23 protein-coding genes are annotated in these 21,080 nt (G+C 61.2%); 17 read left to right on the top strand and 6 right to left on the bottom strand.

The genetic code is table 11. From position 1 onward, the window contains the following. The 3 genes from cobN to IB244_RS28765 are packed head-to-tail and all read left to right on the top strand — an operon-like array spanning position 1 to position 4,827. Complete coding sequence (gene cobN, locus IB244_RS28775) at positions 1-3,768, top strand: cobaltochelatase subunit CobN (protein ID WP_192306524.1); 3,768 nt, start codon at positions 1-3, stop codon at positions 3,766-3,768. A gap of 1 nt (position 3,769) precedes the next feature. Continuing rightward, complete coding sequence (cobO, locus tag IB244_RS28770; RefSeq protein WP_192306522.1) at positions 3,770-4,402, top strand: cob(I)yrinic acid a,c-diamide adenosyltransferase; 633 nt, start codon at positions 3,770-3,772, stop codon at positions 4,400-4,402. Then, on the top strand, positions 4,402-4,827 hold the full coding sequence (locus IB244_RS28765) for an EamA family transporter (protein WP_192306520.1): 426 nt from the start codon (positions 4,402-4,404) through the stop codon (positions 4,825-4,827). Before cobO ends, IB244_RS28765 begins: the two co-directional genes overlap by 1 nt. On the opposite strand, the gene IB244_RS28760 is transcribed toward IB244_RS28765, so the two are convergent. From IB244_RS28760 to IB244_RS28750, 3 genes are all read right to left on the bottom strand, one after another. Further along, complete coding sequence (locus IB244_RS28760; RefSeq protein ID WP_192240626.1) at positions 4,824-5,627, bottom strand: helix-turn-helix domain-containing protein; 804 nt, start codon at positions 5,625-5,627, stop codon at positions 4,824-4,826. The two genes, IB244_RS28765 and IB244_RS28760, sit on opposite strands and share 4 nt — an antisense overlap. 2 nt (positions 5,628-5,629) lie before the next feature. Then, on the bottom strand, positions 5,630-5,995 hold the full coding sequence (locus tag IB244_RS28755) for a nuclear transport factor 2 family protein (RefSeq protein ID WP_192306518.1): 366 nt from the start codon (positions 5,993-5,995) through the stop codon (positions 5,630-5,632). Between the two features lie 98 nt (positions 5,996-6,093). After that, a complete protein-coding gene (locus IB244_RS28750) occupies positions 6,094-6,879 on the bottom strand; it encodes a TSUP family transporter (protein WP_025660706.1) in 786 nt (261 codons plus the stop codon). A gap of 99 nt (positions 6,880-6,978) precedes the next feature. On the opposite strand from IB244_RS28750, the gene IB244_RS28745 reads away from it, so the two are divergent. The 13 genes from IB244_RS28745 to IB244_RS28685 all read left to right on the top strand — a co-directional run bounded on the left by IB244_RS28745 (position 6,979) and on the right by IB244_RS28685 (position 19,153). Further along, complete coding sequence (locus IB244_RS28745) at positions 6,979-7,398, top strand: cobalamin biosynthesis protein (RefSeq protein ID WP_018854717.1); 420 nt, start codon at positions 6,979-6,981, stop codon at positions 7,396-7,398. A gap of 74 nt (positions 7,399-7,472) precedes the next feature. Continuing rightward, positions 7,473-8,423, top strand: a complete 951-nt coding sequence (locus IB244_RS28740) for a nucleoside hydrolase (protein ID WP_192306516.1) — start codon at positions 7,473-7,475, stop codon at positions 8,421-8,423. 145 nt (positions 8,424-8,568) lie between these two features. Then, complete coding sequence (gene cobA / locus IB244_RS28735) at positions 8,569-9,411, top strand: uroporphyrinogen-III C-methyltransferase (protein ID WP_025660704.1); 843 nt, start codon at positions 8,569-8,571, stop codon at positions 9,409-9,411. Next, entirely contained in the window at positions 9,408-10,715 is a 1,308-nt protein-coding gene (locus IB244_RS28730; RefSeq protein ID WP_192306515.1) for a cobyrinate a,c-diamide synthase, read from the top strand. The genes cobA and IB244_RS28730 overlap by 4 nt, the downstream gene beginning before the upstream one ends. Then, entirely contained in the window at positions 10,712-11,713 is a 1,002-nt protein-coding gene (gene cobD / locus IB244_RS28725) for a threonine-phosphate decarboxylase CobD (protein WP_192306513.1), read from the top strand. The genes IB244_RS28730 and cobD overlap by 4 nt, the downstream gene beginning before the upstream one ends. Continuing rightward, complete coding sequence (cbiB, locus tag IB244_RS28720; RefSeq protein ID WP_192306511.1) at positions 11,710-12,690, top strand: adenosylcobinamide-phosphate synthase CbiB; 981 nt, start codon at positions 11,710-11,712, stop codon at positions 12,688-12,690. Before cobD ends, cbiB begins: the two co-directional genes overlap by 4 nt. A gap of 171 nt (positions 12,691-12,861) precedes the next feature. After that, positions 12,862-13,140, top strand: coding sequence for an acyl carrier protein (locus tag IB244_RS28715; protein ID WP_007533215.1), 279 nt, complete (start codon positions 12,862-12,864; stop codon positions 13,138-13,140). Between the two features lie 113 nt (positions 13,141-13,253). After that, entirely contained in the window at positions 13,254-13,736 is a 483-nt protein-coding gene (locus IB244_RS28710) for a 3-hydroxyacyl-ACP dehydratase FabZ family protein (RefSeq protein ID WP_113471019.1), read from the top strand. Beyond that, entirely contained in the window at positions 13,733-14,929 is a 1,197-nt protein-coding gene (locus IB244_RS28705; RefSeq protein WP_018854724.1) for a beta-ketoacyl-ACP synthase, read from the top strand. The genes IB244_RS28710 and IB244_RS28705 overlap by 4 nt, the downstream gene beginning before the upstream one ends. Before the next feature lie 11 nt (positions 14,930-14,940). After that, on the top strand, positions 14,941-16,227 hold the full coding sequence (locus IB244_RS28700; protein WP_025660700.1) for a beta-ketoacyl-ACP synthase: 1,287 nt from the start codon (positions 14,941-14,943) through the stop codon (positions 16,225-16,227). A gap of 54 nt (positions 16,228-16,281) precedes the next feature. Continuing rightward, positions 16,282-17,310 carry a zinc-binding dehydrogenase gene (locus tag IB244_RS28695; protein WP_018854726.1) on the top strand — a complete coding sequence of 343 codons (1,029 nt, stop codon included), beginning with the start codon at positions 16,282-16,284 and terminating at the stop codon, positions 17,308-17,310. A gap of 4 nt (positions 17,311-17,314) precedes the next feature. Beyond that, a complete protein-coding gene (locus IB244_RS28690; protein WP_018854727.1) occupies positions 17,315-18,250 on the top strand; it encodes a lipid A biosynthesis lauroyl acyltransferase in 936 nt (311 codons plus the stop codon). 183 nt (positions 18,251-18,433) lie between these two features. After that, positions 18,434-19,153 carry a PAS domain-containing protein gene (locus IB244_RS28685; protein ID WP_037088996.1) on the top strand — a complete coding sequence of 240 codons (720 nt, stop codon included), beginning with the start codon at positions 18,434-18,436 and terminating at the stop codon, positions 19,151-19,153. Here IB244_RS28685 and IB244_RS28680 read toward each other — a convergent pair whose 3' ends face one another. The 3 genes from IB244_RS28680 to IB244_RS28670 form a co-directional block, all read right to left on the bottom strand. Continuing rightward, positions 19,154-19,507: a VOC family protein gene (locus tag IB244_RS28680; RefSeq protein WP_018854729.1), complete on the bottom strand. Its 354-nt coding sequence runs from the start codon at positions 19,505-19,507 to the stop codon at positions 19,154-19,156. Positions 19,508-19,516: 9 nt separating this feature from the next. Next, a complete protein-coding gene (locus IB244_RS28675; protein ID WP_018854730.1) occupies positions 19,517-19,915 on the bottom strand; it encodes a polyketide cyclase in 399 nt (132 codons plus the stop codon). Positions 19,916-19,984: 69 nt separating this feature from the next. After that, positions 19,985-20,770: a helix-turn-helix domain-containing protein gene (locus tag IB244_RS28670; protein WP_018854731.1), complete on the bottom strand. Its 786-nt coding sequence runs from the start codon at positions 20,768-20,770 to the stop codon at positions 19,985-19,987. Positions 20,771-20,896: 126 nt separating this feature from the next. Between IB244_RS28670 and IB244_RS28665 the strand changes: the two genes are divergently transcribed. Next, positions 20,897-21,080: NAD(P)-binding domain-containing protein (locus IB244_RS28665; protein WP_192306509.1), on the top strand; the 184-nt coding region annotated here is incomplete at its 3' end.

Here is a 21,080-nt window from a genome sequence, read left to right as displayed (position 1 = left end):
ATGCATCTGCTTCTGGCACAGCAGGGAACAATCAGTGACGCCGAGGAGGCGATCGATCTCGGTCAATCGCCCGGCGATGTCCTGTTCCTGTCGGCTGCCGATACCGAGCTTGCCGCGATAGCCGCCGCTTATGACGAACCGTCGGCCGGCTTCTCGCTGCGGCTGGCAAGCCTGATGAGCCTGAAGCATCCAATGTCGGTCGATGCCTATATCGAGCGGACGGCCCGCCACTCCAAGCTAATCGTCGTGAGGGCGCTGGGTGGCGCCAGCTACTTCCACTATGCGCTGGAGGCGCTCCATACGGCGGCAGCTCGATCTGGCGCGTTCATCGCCGTGCTGCCCGGAGATTCGAAGTCCGATGCGGGGTTGACACCATTTTCGAATGTACCGCTTGAAGACCTGAACGCCCTTTGGGCCTATCTCATCGAAGGCGGCGATGCCAATTCGCGGGCGTTTCTGGACTATGCCGGTGCGATGCTCTCGGGAACTGAAAAGCCGGAAGCGGCATCGCCGCTGATGAAGGCTGGGATCTGGTGGCCGGGCAAGGGCGTCGTCGGCGTCGAAGAGTGGAGGTCGGCGTGCGACGAACGGGTGCGCTTCGTACAGGGAGTGTCACAAACGCCAGTGGTCGCGGTCAGCTTCTATCGCGCGCTCGTGCAAAGCGGAGAGACCAAGCCTGTCGAAGCCTTGATCGATACGCTGCTGGCTGAAGGCATCCGGCCGCTGCCGGTGTTTGCTTACAGCCTCAAGGATCCTGTCTCGAAGGGCATTCTCGAAAGTGTTTTTAACGCCATCAAGCCCGAGGTGGTGATCAATACGACAGGCTTTGCCGTGTCTGCGCCTGGTGCGGATCGCGAGCAGACCGTGCTCGAGGCGAACGACGCGGTGGTGCTTCAGGCGATCTTTTCGGCGTCGTCGCGCCAAGCGTGGGCCGCTTCCTCGCAGGGGCTCTCCGCACGCGACCTTGGAATGAATGTTGCGCTGCCGGAGGTTGACGGACGGGTGCTTGCCCGAGCGGTTTCATTCAAGTCGGCATCGCGCTACGACGCGCGCGTCGAGGCCAATATTGTCGGCAGCGAGCCGGATATCGAGCGGATGCGCTATACAGCGCGGCTTGCAGCCAACTGGGCCAATCTGCGGACGACACCCGTCGGCAAGAGACACATCGCTCTTGTCATGGCGAACTATCCGAACCGCGATGGCAGACTCGGTAACGGCGTCGGGTTGGACACGCCCGCCGGCACCGTCGAGGTGCTGAAGGCAATGGGTGGCGCCGGCTATCCAGTCGCGGATATTCCCGATGATGGCGATGCGCTGATACGACGCCTGATGGAAGGGCCGACAAGTTCAGGACAGGATGGGAAGCTTGTTCGCGAATCGCTTTCAGTGAGTCGATACAAGGCTTTGTTCGGAAGTTTTCCCAAAAAGATTCAGGATGAAATCTGTGGGCGTTGGGGCGCACCCGAGGCCGATCCCTATGTCGTGGAGGGCGCTTTTGCGCTGCCGTTCATGCGTCTTGGTGAGCTGCTGGTCGGCATCCAGCCGGCGCGCGGCTACAACGTCGATCCAAAGGAAAGCTACCATTCCCCGGATCTCGTGCCACCGCATGGCTATCTTGCCTTTTACGCTTTCCTTCGCCACGAATTCGGTGCCCACGCCGTTATTCACATGGGCAAGCACGGCAATCTGGAATGGCTGCCGGGCAAGGCGCTGGCTTTGTCAGTGGAATGCTACCCCGAAGCTGTCCTCGGCCCCATGCCGCATCTTTATCCCTTCATCGTCAACGATCCCGGCGAGGGGACGCAAGCCAAGCGTCGCGCCGGCGCCGTGATCATCGATCATCTGACGCCGCCGCTGACGCGTGCCGAGAGCTACGGGCCGCTCAAGGATCTGGAAGCGCTGGTCGACGAATACTACGAGGCGTCGGGCGGTGATCCGCGCCGCATCCGGCTTCTCAGCAAGCAGATCCTCGATCTCGTGGCCGACATCGGCCTCGATCGCGATGCCGGCATTGACAAGGGTGAGAGCGAGACGGAGGCTTTGAAGAAGCTCGACGCCTATCTCTGCGATCTCAAGGAGATGCAGATCCGCGACGGCCTGCATGTTTTCGGCGTCTCGCCGCAGGGACGGTTGCTGACGGATCTGACGGTCGCGCTGGCCCGGGTTCCGCGCGGGCTCGGACAGGGAGGTGACCGTAGCCTTCAGCGTGCGATTGCCGCGGATCTCGACTTGGCGTTCGACCCGCTCGATTGCGATATGGCCGAGGCCTGGGCTGGACCGCATCCGGATTTTCTCGTGGGCATCACGGACGCTGTCTGGCGAACGAACGGCGATACAGTCGAGCGGATCGAACTTCTTGCCGCAAAGCTGGTGGCAGCTGAGTTCACCTGCCCGGAGAACTGGGCAGCGACGCGCGCCGTTCTTGCGGAGATCGAGATGCGGCTCAGGCCAGCCATTCTCGCCTGTGGGACGGCGGAGATCGAAGGTCTGCTCCGCGGGCTCGATGGGCGTTTCGTGCCGCCCGGTCCGTCAGGTGCGCCCACGCGAGGACGTCCCGATGTGCTGCCGACAGGGCGGAATTTCTACTCGGTCGACAGCCGTGCCGTGCCGACGCCGGCGGCCTACGAGCTCGGGAAGAAGTCCGCTGAACTCGTGATCCGCCGTTACGTGCAGGATCACGGCGAATGGCCGGTCTCCTTCGGCCTGACCGCCTGGGGCACCTCGAACATGCGCACGGGCGGCGATGACATCGCCCAGGCTCTGGCCTTAATCGGCGTGAAGCCGGTGTGGGACATGACCTCGCGGCGCGTCACCGGCTATGAAATCATCCCGCCCGCATTGCTACGGCATCCGCGTGTCGATGTGACGCTGCGTATCTCAGGCTTCTTCCGGGATGCCTTTCCGGAACAGATTGCACTGTTCGACAAGGCAATCCGTGCCGTCGGGGCGCTGGAAGAAGATGCTACCGACAACCCGATTGCGCAGCGCATGCGCGGCGAGGCTGCACGGCTTGAAGCGGCCGGACTGGACCCGGCCCAAGCAAGCCGTCGGGCCGGCTATCGCGTTTTCGGCTCGAAGCCAGGCGCCTACGGTGCCGGCTTGCAGGCATTGATCGACGAGAAGGGATGGGAACGCCGGGCCGATCTCGCTGAAGCCTATCTCGTGTGGGGAAGCTACGCTTATGGCGCCGGCGAAGAGGGCCGGGCAGAGCGTGGTGTCTTCGAAGAGCGCCTCCGCTCGATCCAGGCGGTCGTGCAGAACCAGGACAATCGCGAGCACGACCTTCTTGATAGCGACGATTATTACCAGTTCGAGGGCGGTATGGCGGCTGCGGCCGAAATGCTCGCGGGTGATCGGCCAGCGATCTACCATAACGATCACTCCAGGCCCGAGAAGCCGGTGATCCGGTCTTTGGAAGAGGAGATCGGGCGTGTCGTGCGCGGCCGTGTCGTCAATCCGAAGTGGATCGACGGCGTCATGCGCCATGGCTACAAGGGCGCTTTCGAGATCGCCGCGACCGTCGACTACCTCTTTGCCTTTGCGGCAACGACGGGCGCTGTGGGCAATCATCATTTCGAAGCCGTCTACCAGGCCTTCGTGGTTGATCCGAAGGTGCGCGATTTCATGATCGAGAAGAACCCAGCCGCCTTCGAGGATATCAAGGAGCGGCTGCTCGAGGCCATCGATCGCCATCTCTGGACGCCGCGCAGCAATTCCGCGCGCTTCGACCTTTCAGACACATTCAAGCTTGCATCCGGGGAGAATTGAGATGACCGCCGAAAATACCGAAACCGCTGGCCACGACGACGCGCGCCACGCCGAGAAGATGGCGAAGAAGAAGGCCGCCCGCGACAAGATCATGGCGACGAAGACGGACGAAAAGGGCCTCATCATCGTCCATACCGGCAAGGGCAAGGGCAAGTCGTCCTCCGCGTTCGGGATGATTTTCCGGCATATCGCGCACAGAAAGCCGTCTGCCGTCGTTCAGTTCATCAAGGGCGCGATGTGGACCGGCGAGCGCGACCTGATCGAAAAGCACTTCTCCGACATCTGCCAGTTCCACACCATGGGCAAGGGCTTCACCTGGGAGACACAGGATCGCGCTCGCGATGTGGCTGCGGCTGGTGCAGCCTGGGAGAAGGCGAAAGAACTGATCCGCGACGAACGGAATTCGATGGTGCTCCTCGACGAGATCAATATAGCGTTGCGCTACGACTACCTCGATATCAACGAAGTGGTCGAGTTCCTGAAGAACGAGAAGCCGTATATGACCCACGTCGTCCTGACCGGGCGCAACGCCAAGGATGAGCTGATCGAGATCGCCGATCTCGTCACCGAGATGGAGCTGATCAAGCATCCGTTCCGTTCCGGCATCAAGGGACAGCCCGGCGTGGAGTTCTGATGACACAGAGTTGGATTTTCTGGGCGGTGCTTTCGGCGGCGTTTGCTGCGTTGACGGCGATCTTTGCAAAGATCGGCGTCGTCGGCATCAATTCCGATCTCGCCACGCTGATCCGCACTGTCGTTATCGTCTTCATCATCAGCGCCATTGTTGTGGCAACCGGGCAATGGCAGCCCTTCTCCGGCATTTCAGGCAAGACCTGGCTTTTCCTTTGCCTTTCAGGCGCCGCGACGGGAGCCTCGTGGCTTGCCTATTTCCGCGCACTGAAGATCGGCGATGCCGCACGCGTCGCGCCGATCGACAAGCTTTCCATCGTTCTTGTCGCGGTTTTCGGCGTCGTCTTTCTCGGTGAAAAGCTCAATCTCATGAACTGGCTCGGCGTAAGCCTGATTGCCGGCGGGGCGCTCTTGCTCGCCTTGTTCTAGCCGCTCGCCTGTGCCGTTGTTGCGAGAAGTCTTGCCGTTTCCTCGTTCGCGGGGAAAAAGGATTCGATCGCAAGTTCGGAAAGGGTGACGTCCACGGGCGTGCCGAAAACAGTGGTTGTCGAAAGGAAAGAGAGCAGGCCTGCTTCCGTTTCCAGTTCGAGCGGCACGGCGATGCCGGCATAGTCGGCTTTCCTGCTCGTCTCCGGCCGGCCACCGCTTAGCGGGTAGGCGGACAATTCCTTCAGCAGTTCGCCGAGAATCGGATCTCCCGTGGCCGAAATCTGTTGGTGCAGCCGCTCGAGGAGATGTGCGCGCCATTCCGGCAGATTGACAATCTTCGGCGCCAACCCATCGGGATGCAGGCTGAGGCGGAGAACGTTGATTGGCCCTTCCCGCAAAGCGCGATCCCTGACGCCCTCAAGAAGCGGGGCGATCGCGTCATTGGCGGCAATCAATGTCCAGTGCCGGTCGATCGCAAGGGCGGGGTAGGGCTCGTGTCCCTTGAGGATCATGTCGACTGCCTGCCGCGCCGGTCGAAGGGTCGGATCGTCGAGCGAACGCTCGGAAAACAGCGGCGCAAAACCTGCGGCCAGCAGCAGCGGATTGCGATCCCTGAGCGGCACGCCGAGCCGTTCGACCAGATGCAGCAGCATGTCGCGGCTTGGGATCGACCGCCCGCTCTCGATGAAACTCAGATGTCTCTGCGAGATTTCGGCCTCCAAGGCAAGGGCGAGCTGGCTCATTCGGCGCTTCTGCCGCCAGTCGCGCAGATAGTCCCCAAGGGAGCGGGCGGGCGTCATCATCATGCGGCTTCCGGGAGTTGGTCGATGAAGCCGTGCACGGATCTCAGTCGTCCACCTTCGAGCACCGCGAAATCGGTGCCCTTGATGAGGTGTTCCCCGCCCGTCGGTCCGAGACCCCACGAGAAGCGCAGGTTGTCGCCGTAGCCATCGGCGGTGCCGACGAGTTCGAACCGGAAACCCGGGAAGCGCGCATGCACGGCTTCAACAAGTGCGTTGATCTGCTCATGGCCTTCGCCGCGCATCAAGGGATCGATATAGGTTGCCGCTTCATGCCAGCTTTCCGCGATCAAGGCGGTGCGGCGGGTCGCATCCGTCTCGTTCCAGATCGCGATGTAGCGCTGGGCTTCGGTGTTCGCATCGGTCATCAGATCATCTCCTGTTGGCGCCTGGTTCGTCCAGACATCGCGATCATGGAGAAGCGCCGGCGCCTCATCAATTACGCCGAAGGTAATCGGACGCGGCGTCAGATTTCGAGCCAGATACGGATGGGATTGGCCGGATCGGCCAGAAGCTTGATCGTGAAGGCGACGCAGACGATGACGAGCAGCGGCTTGATCAGGCGGGCGCCGGTGCGCATCGCAAGCCGGGAGCCGAGCTGCGCCCCCAGAAATTGGCAGACGCCCATCATCAAGCCGATCTTCCAAAGGATCGCACCGAAGGAAATGAAGACGATGAGCGCGCCGATATTCGAGCCGAGGTTCAGAAGCTTGGTGTGCGCCGTTGCCTTCAACATGCCGAAGCCGGCAAGGGATACGAAGGACAGCATGAAGAAGGAGCCGGCACCAGGACCAAAGACGCCATCGTAGAATCCGATTGCCGGAACCAGCGTCAGGCCGAAGACGAAGGGCGTCATGCGGCGATGCTTGTCGACGTCATTCAGGTTCGGCTTCAAGGCAAAATAGAGAGCGATTGCCACAAGCAGGATCGGCATGACCGCGCGCAGCACTTCGCCCGGAACGACCGTTGCCAAGGCGGCGCCGAGAGACCCGCCGAGGACTGCCATCAAGGCCATCGGCAATTGCGTGCGCAGATGCACGTGTCCCTTTCGGGCATAGGCGATCGTGGCGGAAGCTGCCCCGAATACGGATTGCACCTTGTTGGAGCCCAGCGTTTGCAGCGGAGGAATACCGGCAATCAGCATCGCCGGGACCGTGATCAGGCCACCGCCGCCCGCGATGGAATCGACGAAGCCGGCGAAAAAGCCAGCTGCAGCCAGCATGAATAGCAGATGAGGGGCAAGGTCAGACAAGGAGGGAGAACTCTGGAATGTGGTACGCGGCGCATGTTGCATTTCCAGCCCCGTGCTGCAATGGCTTGAGGAACACAGGGGCGGGTTTCATTGTCGCATGTGACCGAAATTGTATTCGATGGGACGCGCCGGTACGTGCTCGGTCTCGGCTGCGAGCGCGGAACGCCTGAAAACGAGGTGAGCGAGCTTGCCAGCGCGGCGTTGACGGCGGCGGGTATCGACCCCGGTGAGCTGGCGGCCGTTGCGTCGATCGATACGCGATGCAATGAGCCCGCGATCCTTGCAGCAGCGCGCCGCCTTGGCGTGCCGTTCTTGCTCTTCGCTCCGGCACGGCTCGAGGAAGAAACGCCGCGGCTGAAAAATCCTTCGGCAGTCGTCTTCGCCCGAGTGGGGTGTCACGGGGTTGCCGAATCGGCTGCGTTGGCGGCGATTGGGCCGCATGCGGAACTCGTCGTTCCGAAGACCAAGTCACGACGCGCCACCGCTGCGATCGCGTGCGCCCTGTTGCAGAAAGAATAGCGGACGCTATGGTGGCCGCCGACTTCGCGGCGCCGTCCGGCTGCCCTGCGACAATAACGAAAAGAGGCACACTCATGCACAAGGTCATTTATGACACGGATCCGGGCGTCGATGATGCAATGGCTCTGCTTTTTCTGCACCGCCATCCCGAGATCGATCTGCTTGGAATCACGACCGTGTTCGGCAACGCGTCGGTGGAGACGACGACGCGCAACGCGCTGTTCCTGAAGCGTGAGTGGAACATTCCCGCTCCGGTCGCCAAGGGCGCCAGCGTGACGATCGATCCAGCGCGCACAGAGGGGGCATGGCCGACCTTCGTGCACGGCGAGAACGGCCTCGGCAACATCGAAGTGCCCGAAACGATCGATCTGCCGCTCGATCCGCGTCCCGCTCACCGCTTCATCATCGATACCGTCCGCGCCCACCCGGGCGAGGTCAGACTGGTTGCCGTCGGTCGCATGACCAACCTGGCGATGGCGCTCAAGGAAGATCCGGAGATTGCGGGCCTCGTGAAGGACGTCGTCATCATGGGCGGCAACTTCTACGTTCCGGGCAACGTGTCGCCGGTCGCGGAAGCCAACATCCATGGGGATCCGGAAGCGGCCGACATCGTCCTGACCGCGCTCTGGAAGGTTGCCGTCATTGGCCTCGACGTGACCGCGATCACGACGATGAGCCGCGGCTATCTTGCCGACGTCGCGGCCAAGGGCGACAGCGCCGTAAAGCTGTTGAACGATCTTTCACAGGACTACATCGACTTCTACAAGCACGCAGTCGAAGACGGCATGATGGTTCACGACAGCTGTGCCTGCGTCTACGTAATCGCACCCGAGCGGTTCTCGACCATCAGCGGCCCGGTGCGCGTCGTCTGCGGCGGCATTGCCGATGGGCAGACAATCGTGAAACCGGACGGCCGCCGCTTCCCGCCGGGCGATTGGGACGGCCTGCCGAGCCAGGTCGTCTGCACCGGCATCGAGTCCGAAAAGGTGATCAGTCTCATACGCGACACGCTTCTGCGTGGGTGAGAACTTCGCCCGGTCGCGCGTCGGCTGTGAAACCTTGCTTGCCGCAAGAGGAGACGGAATGGTTGGAGGACGTGTGCCTTTCACATCTGTCTCGAGCGCGATCAGCGGCGTTGACCTTGCCTGCGACGGGGCATAGATCATGCCAATGATCGAAGCTGCGTTTTCACATCTGCCGGCTCTTGAGCCGGGCAGCGTTTGGCTTGTTGGTGCGGGCCCAGGCGAGCCCGGATTGCTGACGCTTCTTGCCGTCAAGGGATTGGCGGAGGCGGATGTCGTGGTTCACGATGCGCTCGTGAACGTCGATTGCCTGAAGCTTGCACGACCCGACGCCTTGTTGGAATATGCTGGAAAGCGTGGCGGCAAGCCGTCCGCCAAGCAGCGCGACATTTCGCTGCGGCTGGTCGAACTCGCCCACGCAGGCAAGCGCGTCCTGCGCCTCAAGGGCGGCGATCCCTTCGTCTTCGGGCGCGGTGGCGAGGAGGCGTTGACGCTAGTCGAGCACAATGTCCCGTTCCGTATCGTACCGGGCATTACCGCGGGTATCGGCGGGCTGGCCTATGCTGGCATTCCCGTCACGCACAGGGATGTCAACCATGCGGTGACGTTCCTGACGGGACACGATTCCTCGGGCATCGTGCCGGATGCGATCAATTGGGAAGCCATCGGCAAGGGCTCGCCTGTTATCGTCATGTATATGGCGATGAAGCATATCGATCAGATCAGCAAGAAGCTCGTCGCCGCTGGGCGATCGCCATCGGAACCGGTTGCCTTCGTCTGCAACGCATCGACCGGCCTCCAACAGGTGCTAGAAACCACGCTCGATGAGGCGCCGGCCGCTGTTGCAGCCTCCGGCCTCGAACCGCCGGCGATCGTGGTGGTCGGGGAGGTTGTCCGGCTGAGGCCGTCGCTCGATTGGCTGGGGGCGCTTGCAGGACGCAGGCTGCGCCCCGATCCATTCCAGGACTCGAACAGCAGGGAGACGGCATGAGCGGTTTGTTGATTGCGGCCCCGTCCTCCGGATCGGGGAAGACTACGGTGACTCTGGGCCTGCTGCGTGCGCTTCGTAAGCGCGGCATTGCGGTAGCGCCCGGCAAGGCGGGGCCCGACTATATCGATCCGGCCTTTCATGCGGCGGCCAGCGGCGTTGCCTGCCTCAACTTCGATCCATGGGCGATGCGCGCGGAATTGATCGCCGCCAATGCGACCCTGCATCGCTCTGGCGACCGCGTCCTCGTTATCGAGGCGATGATGGGGCTTTTCGACGGCGCGACCGACGGGAAGGGCACTGCGGCCGACCTTGCTGCCATGCTTGGTCTTTCCGTCGTGCTTGTCGTCGATGCGTCGCACATGTCGCAGTCGGTGGCTGCACTGGTAACGGGATTTGCGGGCTTTCGCGCGGATGTTCGCATCGCCGGCATCATTCTCAATAAGGTTGGCGGCGAACGCCACGAGATGATGCTGCGCAAGGCGCTCGATGAGATCCGCATGCCGATTGTTGCCGTCGTCCGCCGTGACAATGACATCGCTCTTCCCGAGAGGCATCTCGGCCTCGTCCAGGCGGGAGAGCATGATATGCTTGAAAGCTTCATCGAGCATGCTGCCGATGCGGTGTCCGACGAATGCAATTTCGAGTTCCTGCTGCGCATTGCGCGCCAAGGGCTCAATCGCCCGTCCACTGCCAACATTCCTCGGTTGCCGCCGCTCGGCAGCAGGATAGCAGTGGCGCGCGACATCGCCTTTGCCTTCTCCTACGAGCACATGCTGCTTGGTTGGCGTCGGCGCGGTGCAGAAATCTCGTTCTTCTCGCCGCTTGCGGACGAGGCGCCGGATCCGGCGGCAGATGCGATCTATCTTCCGGGCGGCTATCCGGAGCTCCACCCCGGACGTATTGCGGCGGCCGCCAATTTCCGGGCCAAAGTGCTCGACGCCGCCAACAGGGGCGTGCGCATCTACGGGGAGTGCGGCGGATACATGGTTCTCGGCGAAGGGCTGATCGACGGGGCCAGCGTCCGTCATGAGATGCTCGGCCTCTTGCCTGTGGTGACCAGCTACGAGGAGCGCAAACGCCACCTGGGTTATCGCCGCGTGAAGCCATTGAACGGCGCCTATTTTGAGCTGCCTATGACCGCGCATGAGTTTCATTATTCGGCCGTGGTTTCCGAGGGTGAAGCCGATCGTCTCTTCCAGGTGACGGACGCGTTGGGCAATGACCTTGGACAAGCCGGGCTCCAGCGCGGGCAGATCGCAGGGTCCTACATGCATCTGATCGACCTTGCCGAGGGGGCAAGATGAACGCCCCGATTGTTCATGGAGGTGGCATCACGGCTGCCGCCGCAATGTACGGCGGCGAGGTAGAGCAGTGGCTTGACCTTTCGACGGGTATCAACCCGTGCCCGGTATCACTGCCGGCTATCCCAATGCGCGCCTGGCATCGCCTGCCCGACAAGCATCTCATCGATCGCGCGCGAGCGGCGGCGCGAGACTATTATCGCAGCTGCGACATCCTCCCGCTGCCTGTTCCCGGTACGCAATCGGTTATCCAGCTATTGCCGCGGCTCTTTGATGTTGCCGGACGGGTTGCCATTCTGGCTCCGACCTACGGCGAATATGAGCGCGCCTTCCGGATGGCAGGCCATTCCGTGGATCTGGTCTCCGGTCTGGATGACGTCAAAGCCGGTCACGCAATTGTCGTCATCGTCAATCCGAACAACCCCGATGGTCGCGTCTACGCTCCGGAGAAGGTCGTAGTATTCAGTGAAGGGATGAGGACCAGAGGAGGTTTCGTCGTTGTGGATGAAGCCTTCGGCGATACATGCCCCGAGATGAGCCTGACGCCGTTTGCCTCGCGGCTGCCGAATGTTCTCGTCTCTCGTTCCTTTGGCAAGTTCTTCGGGCTGGCAGGGTTGCGCCTGGGATTTGCCGTCGCCGCTCCGCAAATCCTGGCGCAACTCGAAGACCTGCTTGGGCCGTGGTCGGTGTCCGGTCCCGCGCTTTCGATCGCAACCGATCTCCTTGCATCGGATCTGGCCCCGATACAGCTGCGGATCTCCGAGAGGGCCGATGCGCTACGCACGATTCTCGAGCAAGGCAGTCTAAGCATTGTCGGAGGAACGCACCTCTTTGCACTCGTCGATCACGAGCAAGCCGCCGAGCTGCACCGGCATCTATGCCAGCATCGCATTCTGGTTCGCAAATTCGATTATCAGCCGCGTTGGCTGCGCTTCGGTCTCGCCGCCGATGCGGCCGGCGACCAACGGCTATCTGATGCATTGCAGAGTTACAGATCATGACATTTGACCATAATCTTCTCGTGCTGGTTCTCGCGCTTCTGCTCGACAGGATTGTCGGGGACCCAGATGCGCTGTGGATGCGCATGCCGCACCCCGTTGCGCTCTTCGGAAACGCGATCTCTCGAGTCGACCAGATGTTCAATCGCACGGAACTTCACAAGCGCGTGCGGCGCCGCAACGGCGTCTGGTCGATCGCCGGTCTTTTGATCCTCAGTGCCGCTGCGGGTTTCGTCTTGCATCGCTTCTTCTCGTTGTTCGGCCTGATCGGGATCCTCCTTGAAGTTGTTTGCGTTGCCGTCTTCATGGCGCAGAAGAGCCTTGCCGATCATGTGGAGGCCGTTGCCGCCGGATTGAAAACCGAAGGCATCAGTGGCGGCCGGCTGGCTGTTTCGCGGATTGTCGGGCGTGATCCGGAAACACTGGACGAGCCCGCCGTCTGCCGTGCGGCAATCGAGAGCCTGGCCGAGAATTTCTCGGATGGCGTGGTTGCTCCAGCGCTGTGGTACGCCGTTTTTGGCTTGCCCGGCCTATTCGCCTACAAGATGCTGAACACGGCGGACTCGATGATCGGACACAAGTCCGACAGGTATGCCGATTTCGGCTGGGCGGCTGCTCGGTTGGACGACTTTGCCAACTGGCCGGCTGCGCGCCTTTCGATTTTCCTGATTGCGGCCGGGGCCTGGCTGCGGCGAGGGAGCGCCGCCTGCCGGGAAGCGCTGCGTATTGCCGCCCGCGACGGCGGCCTGCATCGCTCTCCCAATTCCGGCCGGCCGGAGGCGGCGATGGCGGGGGCGCTGAATGTGCAACTTGCTGGCCCACGCGTTTATTCCGGGGTTGTCGTCATGGAGCCGATGATCAACGGCAGCGGACGTGAAACGGCAACGGTCGCCGACATCGAGGATGGCGTCTCGGTCTTTTATGCCAGCTGTTCGATCCTTGCGGGGACCGCCCTGGTTCTTTTCCTGGTACTGCTCTGATCGCGAAGGGGTGAGTTCACCCAGCACGCTGTGCGGCAAGCCGCCCGTGTGCTTTGCTGTTTAAGCAACACTGGTCGTGCAAATTGCGTGCAGGGAGGGAGGAAAGCATTGGCTTTTTGAAATGGATTTGCCTATGAGGAGGGTTAACTCGTCATTTCAAGAGGTAAGTGCGTGACCGCCACATTCGATAAAGTTGCCGACATCATTGCAGAAACCAGCGAGATCGATCGCGATACGATCAAGCCGGAAAGCCATACGATCGACGACCTCGGTATCGACAGCCTCGACTTCCTCGATATCGTCTTCGCGATCGACAAGGAATTCGGCATCAAGATCCCGCTCGAGAAGTGGACGCAGGAAGTCAACGAGGGCAAGGTTTCCACGGAAGAATATTTCGTGCTGAAGAACCTCTGTGCCAAGATCGACGAGCTGCGCGCCGCCAAGGCCTGATTGGCGCCGTCATCTTTTTCTCCGCCCTGCCGCTGTTAACCATGGCGGCCGGGCGGTTTCGTTCCTAAGTAGGCCTAGCCGCAGGGCAGGTATCCTTGTGGCCGGAGGATTCGATGCTACTGGAGTACTTCCAGATGATTGACCGCATCGAGGCGGTCAACCTTCAGAAAGGGACGCTCAAGGCGCGCTCTGTCGTGCCTGCGAAAAGCCCGGTCTTTGAAGGTCATTTTCCCGGTATGCCCCTGGTTCCCGGTGTGCTGCTGATCGAAACGATGGCGCAGGCATCCGGCATGCTCGTGCTGGCGGCCACCGATTTTGCCGCAATGCCGTTCCTGATGTCCGTCGACGGGGCCAAGATGCGTACCTTCGTGGAACCCGAGGCGGTGTTGGACATCGAGGCGTTTCTGGAACACGACGGCTCCGGATTTGCGGTAACCAAGGCAAAGATCACGAGCGGCGGTAAGAAGGTCTGCGACGCGCAGCTCAAGCTGCGGACCATGCCTTTCAGCGAGGTTCCGCTTGGAGATATCGTCAAGATGCGTGCCGCTGAAGTTGGCCTCATGGATGCGATTGCTTCGCAGGGAGTAAATGAATGAGCAAGGCTCAGAATGATGTCGTGATCACGGGCGTCGGCATTGTAACGTGCCAGGGCGTCGGCAAGGAGCCGCATATCGCGCTGCTCACTGCTGAAGGCGCGCCGCAGACAATCGTCGAGCTTGAGAAATTCAAGCCCTATCCGGTCCACCCGCTTCCGGAGATCGACTGGTCGCAGCAGATCGCCAAGCGCGGCGACCAGCGGCAGATGGAAAACTGGCAGCGTATCGGTGTTTTCGCCGCTGGTCTCGCTCTCGATGACGCCGGCTTCAAGGAAGACGCGGAAGCCTGCGGCACCATGGACATGATCGTCGCTGCTGGCGGCGGCGAGCGCGACATCAATGTCGATACGCTGATCGTCGACGAAGGCCTGAAGCGCAACGACCGTGAGGTTCTCCTGAACGAAAAGCTGACGACGGAACTGCGCCCGACGCTATTCCTGGCGCAGCTGTCCAACCTGCTCGCCGGCAACATTTCCATCGTCCACAAGGTTACCGGTTCTTCGCGGACCTTCATGGGCGAGGAGTCCGCTGGCATCTCCGCTGTCGAGACGGCCTTCCATCGCATCAAGTCGGGCGAATCGACGCACGCACTGGTCGGCGGGGCTTATTCGGCGGAACGTCTGGACATGGTCCTCCTGTTCGAGGCGATCAATGTCTACTGCCGCAACGAATGGCAGCCGCTTTGGTCCCGAGATCACGGCGGCGTCATTTCCGGATCGCTCGGCGCGTTCCTCGTCCTGGAGTCGCGCGCGCATGCGGACGCACGTGGCGCGCACATCTATGCGTCGATCTCGTCCATTGAAGGCGATCGCGGCAATCGCAACTCGGGCAACCTCGAGAAGCGCCTTGAGCGATTGCTGGAAACCGCGTCCGACCTTCCGCCGGAGAGCACCGCAATCTTCTCCGGCTCTACGGGCATTCCTGACCTCGCCGGCCGTGAGAAGGCCGTGCTCGAGCGTCATCTGCCTGGCGCCGCTGTTCGCGGCTTCGGCGGTGTCACCGGCCATGGACTTGAGGCGCATTTTACGCTCGGCCTGGCGCTGGGGGCGTTGGCCGTCGACAGTAAGGCGAAGATTCCGGTCTTCGATCAGGCCCATGAAAAGCCGATGGCGGCCGCGACCAAGGCGGCCGTCGTTACTACAGTCGGTCATCAGCGCGGCGAAGGCGTCGCGGTTCTTTCCGCGGAAGCGTGAGGAGTGTGCAAATGAAAGATTCGGCTTACAAGGATCACCTCGGCCGCCCGATCGTCGCAGTGACGGGTGTCGGTATCATCACCTCGCTGGGGCAGGGCCTGAAAGATAACTGGTCAGCACTGACCGCCGGTAACTCTGGCATTCATGCGATCAATCGTTTTCCGACCGAGGGACTTTCGACCCGCATCGCCGGAACCGTCGATTTCATCGACATTCCGGTCGCGAACGCAGTCGAACGCTCTTACGCGTTTGCCCGTGAAACCACGATCGAAGCGCTCGCCGATGCTGGTATCAGCGGCGATTTTGATGGTCCGTTGTTCCTTGCTGCGCCGCCGATCGAGCCGGAGTGGAGCGCGCGTTTCGATCTCGCCGACCGTTCGCCGCCGGCCGATCATGCCGGGGATGCCTATGACCGGTTCCTGGCTGCTATGCGCCAGCGCCCGGACGGCGCTTTCCATGAGGCGTCGCTGTTCGGCGCAATTTCCGAGCGCCTTGCCGATCGTTTCGGCACACGCGGTCTGCCGGTGACATTGTCGACCGCCTGTGCATCAGGCGCGACTGCAATCCAGCTCGGCATCGAGGCGATCCGCCAGGGTCGTAGCTCGCGAGCGCTTGCGGTAGCGACCGACGGCTCTGTCAGCGCGGAGGCACTCATCCGCTTCTCGCTGCTTTCGGCTCTCTCGACGCAAAACGATCCGCCGACCAAGGCCTCCAAGCCGTTCAGCAAGGATCGCGACGGTTTCGTCATTGCCGAAGGTGCCGCCACACTGGTGTTGGAGTCGCTCGAGGCAGCTGTCGCGCGCGGCGCGAAGATCCTCGGCATCATGAAGGGCGCTGGCGAAAAGGCCGACTCCTTCCATCGTACCCGTTCGTCTCCCGACGGCGGCCCGGCGATTGCGACGATCCGCGCAGCGCTGGCGGATGCTGGCATGGGCGAGGGCGATATCGGCTACATCAATGCCCACGGCACCTCGACGCCAGAGAACGACAAGATGGAATATGCTTCCATGCTGGCCGTATTCGGCGAGCGGATGGCGTCCATCCCGTTGTCGTCGAATAAGTCGATGATCGGTCACACGCTGACGGCTGCGGGCGCGGTGGAGGCGGTGTTCTCGCTGCAGACGATGCTGACGGGCACGCTGCCGCCGACGATCAACTACACCAACCCCGATCCATCGATCGTTATCGACGTGGTGCCAAACAAGAAGCGGGAAAGCCAGGTCAACGCCGTGCTTTCCAACTCCTTCGGCTTCGGCGGGCAGAATGCCAGCCTTGTCATGGCGCTCGAACCGGCTTAATCGGTTCCCGACAAAACATCGAGATAGAACGCCCTCGCGGCGAAGGACTTTGCCATGCGCGCCTTGCAACTGATTGACGATCGCAAGCTTGAGATCACCGACCTTCCAGAACCGGCCGCTCCCGGCCCGGGTGAGGTTACGCTGCGCGTCAAGGCAGTGGCTCTCAATCACATCGACGTCTGGGGCTGGCGCGGCATGGCGTTTGCGAAGCGCAAGATGCCGCTGGTGATCGGCGCGGAAGCTGCGGGCGTTGTCGAAGCGATCGGGCCGGGCGTTGCCAATGTCCTGCCGGGCCAACTGGTGTCGATCTATGGTGCACGTACCTGCGGCCTCTGCCGTCCGTGCAGTGAGGGCCGCGACAATCTCTGTGAGCATGTTTCCGGCGTTCATGGTTTCCATCTGGACGGTTTTGCGCAGGAAAAGGTGAACCTGCCTACGCGCCTCCTCGTTCCGGCCCCTCCCGGGGTTGATGCCATCGGCGCGGCGCTTGCTCCAGTGACCTTTGGAACGGTCGAGCACATGCTGTTCGACAACGCCAAGCTGGAACCGGGCGAAACCATCCTCGTGCACGCCGGCGGCTCCGGCATCGGCACGGCGGCGATCCAGCTGGCGAAAAAGATCGGCTGCACCGTCATCACGACTGTGGGCTCCGACGACAAGATCGAGAAGGCCAAGGCACTCGGCGCCGATCATGTCATCAACTACCGCACCGACCGCTTTGAAGGCGTCGTGCGCAAGCTCACCAAGAAGAAGGGCGTCGACGTCGTCTTCGAGCACGTCGGCAAGGATACGTGGGCGGGCTCCATGCTCTCGATGAAGCGCGGCGGGCGTCTTGTCACCTGCGGTTCTACCTCGGGTGTCTCCACCGACATGAACCTTATGATGCTCTTCCAGCAACAGCTGAAGCTGCTCGGCTCGTTCGGCTGCCGCATGGAGAACATGGCAAATGCCATGCAGAAGATGGGGCGCGGACTGGTCCATCCTGTCATCGACACCGAAGTCGGCTTCGACGACATCGACCGCGCACTGGAGCGCATGGAGTCGCGCCAGATCTTCGGCAAGATCATCCTCAAGATGGATTGAGCCCTTGAAGCTCTTCATCACTAAGGTCGTGCTGGCCCTCATCCACTTTCGCCAGTGGTTGATCGCCCAGGCGATGTTCGGTTTTCTGAACTTCCTGAAGCTGTTTCCGGCTGACGGTGCGATCAACTTTGCCGACTGGCTGACGCGAAAACTCGGCCCGCGCGTGAAGCGCCACCAGCTGATGCTGACCAATCTGCGCAACGCGTTTCCTGAGAAGAGCGAAGCGGAGATCCAGGAAATCGCGCTGGCGAGCTGGGGGAATATGGGGCGTCTTGCCGCCGAGTATGTGTTTCTCGACCGGCTGTTCGATTTCGACTATTTGAGCAAGGAGCCGGGCCGGGTCGAGGTGTCGGGGATACCGATCTTCATCGATCTGCTGGAAAATCCGCGCCCATTCATCGTTTTCACTGCGCACACGGGCAATTTCGAGCTGCTGCCGGTAGCCGGCGCGGCATTTGGCCTTCATGTGTCGGTGCTGTTTCGCCCCCCGAACAACCCCTATGTCGCGAAGAGAGTTTTCGATTTTCGCAGCGCACGAATGGGCAAGCTCGTGCCGTCTCATGCTGGCTCGTCTTTCGCGTTGGCGCGGCAGCTGGAGGCGGGGCAGGGCGTTGGTGTCCTTGTGGACCAGAAATTCCGCAAGGGACTGAAGACAAAGTTCTTCGGGCTCGACGCCCAGACCAATCCGCTGCTCGGAAAGCTCGTCCGTCAATTCAACTGCGAGGTCTATCCTGCACGCTGCATCCGGCTTCCGGGAAATCGCTATCGGCTGGAAATCGAGCCGAAGCTCGCGATGCCCCGGGATAGCAACGGCAATCTCGACATGGTCGCGACGGCGCAGCTCTTGAACGACAAGGTGGAGAGCTGGGTGCGGGAGTATCCCGAGCAGTGGCTCTGGTATCACGACCGGTGGAAGATAAAACACGACGTGTTCAAGTAAGCCTGCGTCGATCCCTATATCTCATCATTGAAAAACCTGCGCCCGCGTTCATTGAATATGAACCTACGTCATGTTAGCGATTGCCATCAAGGCGAGTGGCTAAGCGCTGTTGGCTTCAACTTGCGTGACGCATAGCTCGGTCGATCTCGGTCGCATTCCTTCACGGAATGCATTGGAGGCGTCTTGCTGGGTCTTTTTCGAGCGTTCTCATTGTGTTGTGCGCAGATTGATGCGGCGATCGCCGTCGGTGACGACGCGCGCGTGAACATGCTGGATCGCTCGGTCGAACCGCTCGTCGACGCAATTCTCGGGCATGCCGCTACGAGCATTCTTGAAGTTCATATGCAGCTGGAATTCATCAGTTGCCTTATCGACCAATATGCGGACGACAGTGAGACCGTTCGCGGTTATGTCGCGCTGCTTTCGGCGCTTATGGAAAGGTACTTCGGGGGATCTGCACCCCGTTGGCGGATGCCGCCGGTTGAGCGACAGCCTGTTACCGATCCTTTTGCGTTCGCGCCGAGCGTCGACAATGGCCACTTTCTGAATGCTGCAATCCTCGATGCGATGCCCGACCGTGTCGCGGTGCTGACGAGGGACTATCGCTATCTTTATTCGAACACCGTCAACTCGGCATATCTTGGCCGGAAGCCAATCGATATGATTGGTCGTCACGTGATGGAGTTTATTGGCGAGAAGCGCTTTCACGAAGGCGCGAAGGCAAAGCTCGACGCTTGTTTTGCGGGGCGTGGCAGCGACTACGCCTACGAGCGCCACGACAGCGACGCGGTGAAGATCGTCCACTGCCGCATGTCGCCATTGCGAGATTCGTCTGGAAGTGTGATCGGGGCCCTGATCATCTTGCAGCACGCGGGAGCGAAGGCGCCGACCGTCGTCGCGTAATCAGGCCTTCGTCCACACGGCAAGTTCATATCCGTCCGGATCACTGAAGTGAAACCTGCGTCCACCGGGGAAGCCGGTGATGGGTTTTACGATGGTTCCGCCGGCAGCTTCCACGCTTGAAAGGGCGGCCTCAAGATCATCCGCGTAGAGAATGACGAGAGGTCCGCCGGGCCGGGGATTGCCTAGCGTCGTAAACCCGCCTTTCAGCCGTCCGTCATCAAATTCGCAGTATTCGGGACCATAGTCGGTAAAGGTCCAGCCGAAAGCCTTGCCGTAGAACGCCTTGCAGGCCTCTATATTGCTGACGTTAAATTCGACGTAGTCGATGCGTCGGTTGTCCCCTGTTGCAGCCATGATCGCCTCCTATGCTTCCATCAACGCCTTGAGTGCCGTGAGATCTTTCGCGACGTGGGCGGCATCGGCCTCGAACTGCTCGTCCGTCATGCCCGGGATGCGCAACAACGTGAACATGACCTCGCAGCCATCGCCGTTCGGCACGATCCGCAGTGCGTTGTAGACCCGTAACCCGCTCTCGATCGTCACTGTGTGGTCGATGACGCCGAACTCGTTGTTCGGGACGAAACTGACCTTGACCGTGCCGAGCGGACCAGTGGCAATCCAGTCGTCGCCGTTGCGTTCCAGCCCGGAGGCCAGTCCAGAGGCCCAAAGCGGCATGTTCTCCGGGGCGGCGGCAAAGGCATAGACGTCGCGCCAGTTCCTGTCGATAGAGCTGTGGACGATCCTTGCGGGCATCGTAGACATGGCATTTTCCTGTGTTGCTCTCAATGGAGATAGCAGAACGGCCAGTTTCATATTGAAGAAAACGGACGTTCAACCGGTTATCTGCTGCTGAAGCTGCATGGGCGTCAGCGTAGAAATTTCGCGCGCATCTCGGGTCATATGCGCCTGGTCGGCATAACCGGCTGCCACCGCCAACTCCGCGAGCGGAAGGCTCTTGCTGCTCCGGCAGAGGCCGAGCATGCGCTGAAACCGGCGAATTCGCGCAAGGGTCTTCGGTCCGTAGCCGAAATGGGTGTGGCAACGCCGGCGAAGCTGGCGCGCGCCGATGGACAGGTCCTCGAGCATCGCGTCGGCCACGTCGCCGGACTGCGAAATACCGCTTGCGCGCGCAAACACCGAGGCCATGTCACCGGCCGGCGCGATGCGTCTGGCGGCCTCCTGCTCAAGTGCGGCTTTTAACTGCAGCAACCGTTCGTTCGATCCGACACCGACGCCCAGCAATTCATTCAATCTCAAGGCCGCCGCGCCCCAGAAGTCCTCCAGAGGAATGGACTGTCCGACGATGTCGCAGAGCTGCACCTTGAGCCACCCGGCTGCGGCGCCCGGAGCGAAGCGCGCACCCACTATCCTCTCGCCACCGGCAAGCGACGGAAAGGCACTGCTGCGGTCCGGTCCGGCCACCACCAGCGTGCCACCCATCCAGACGATGTCGCAATAACCGTCCGGCACGATCGCTATCCTATCGGCTCCGCTGCGGATCTCGTGTGACCAAAGACAATGAAAATGAGCGCCAAGCACAGGCGAGGGCGCATACTCCGTGTATCGGCCTGCGCGAGCGGCCAGAACGGCCTCCTCCTGTGTTGCTGCGCGGCTCATTGGTCCTCATCCTGTAAGATCAAGTGGGAATATGGCTTAGTTTGCAATGCCGGCAATACGAGGCCGATTCGAAGCCGAATCGAACTTGCCGTTTGAGCCAGAGAGTGCCACAACACCGGTCCAAAAATGACTCATCGGAGGTGTATCGTGGAAAAGGCAGAAATCGGGCTGATCGGCCTTGCCGTCATGGGTTCCAACCTGGCGCTCAACATTGCGGAAAAAGGCAACAAGATTGCTGTCTTTAACCGTACACCTGAGAAAACGGATGAATTCTACGAAAGCGCCGGCGATCTGAAGAAGCAGATCATTC

Origin of the sequence: Rhizobium sp. RHZ02, assembly GCF_014851575.1 — a bacterium.
GTDB classification, from domain to species: domain Bacteria; phylum Pseudomonadota; class Alphaproteobacteria; order Rhizobiales; family Rhizobiaceae; genus Rhizobium; species Rhizobium altiplani.
Note: the sequence above shows the minus strand (reverse complement) of the source record. Positions and strands in the feature narration are given on the sequence as shown.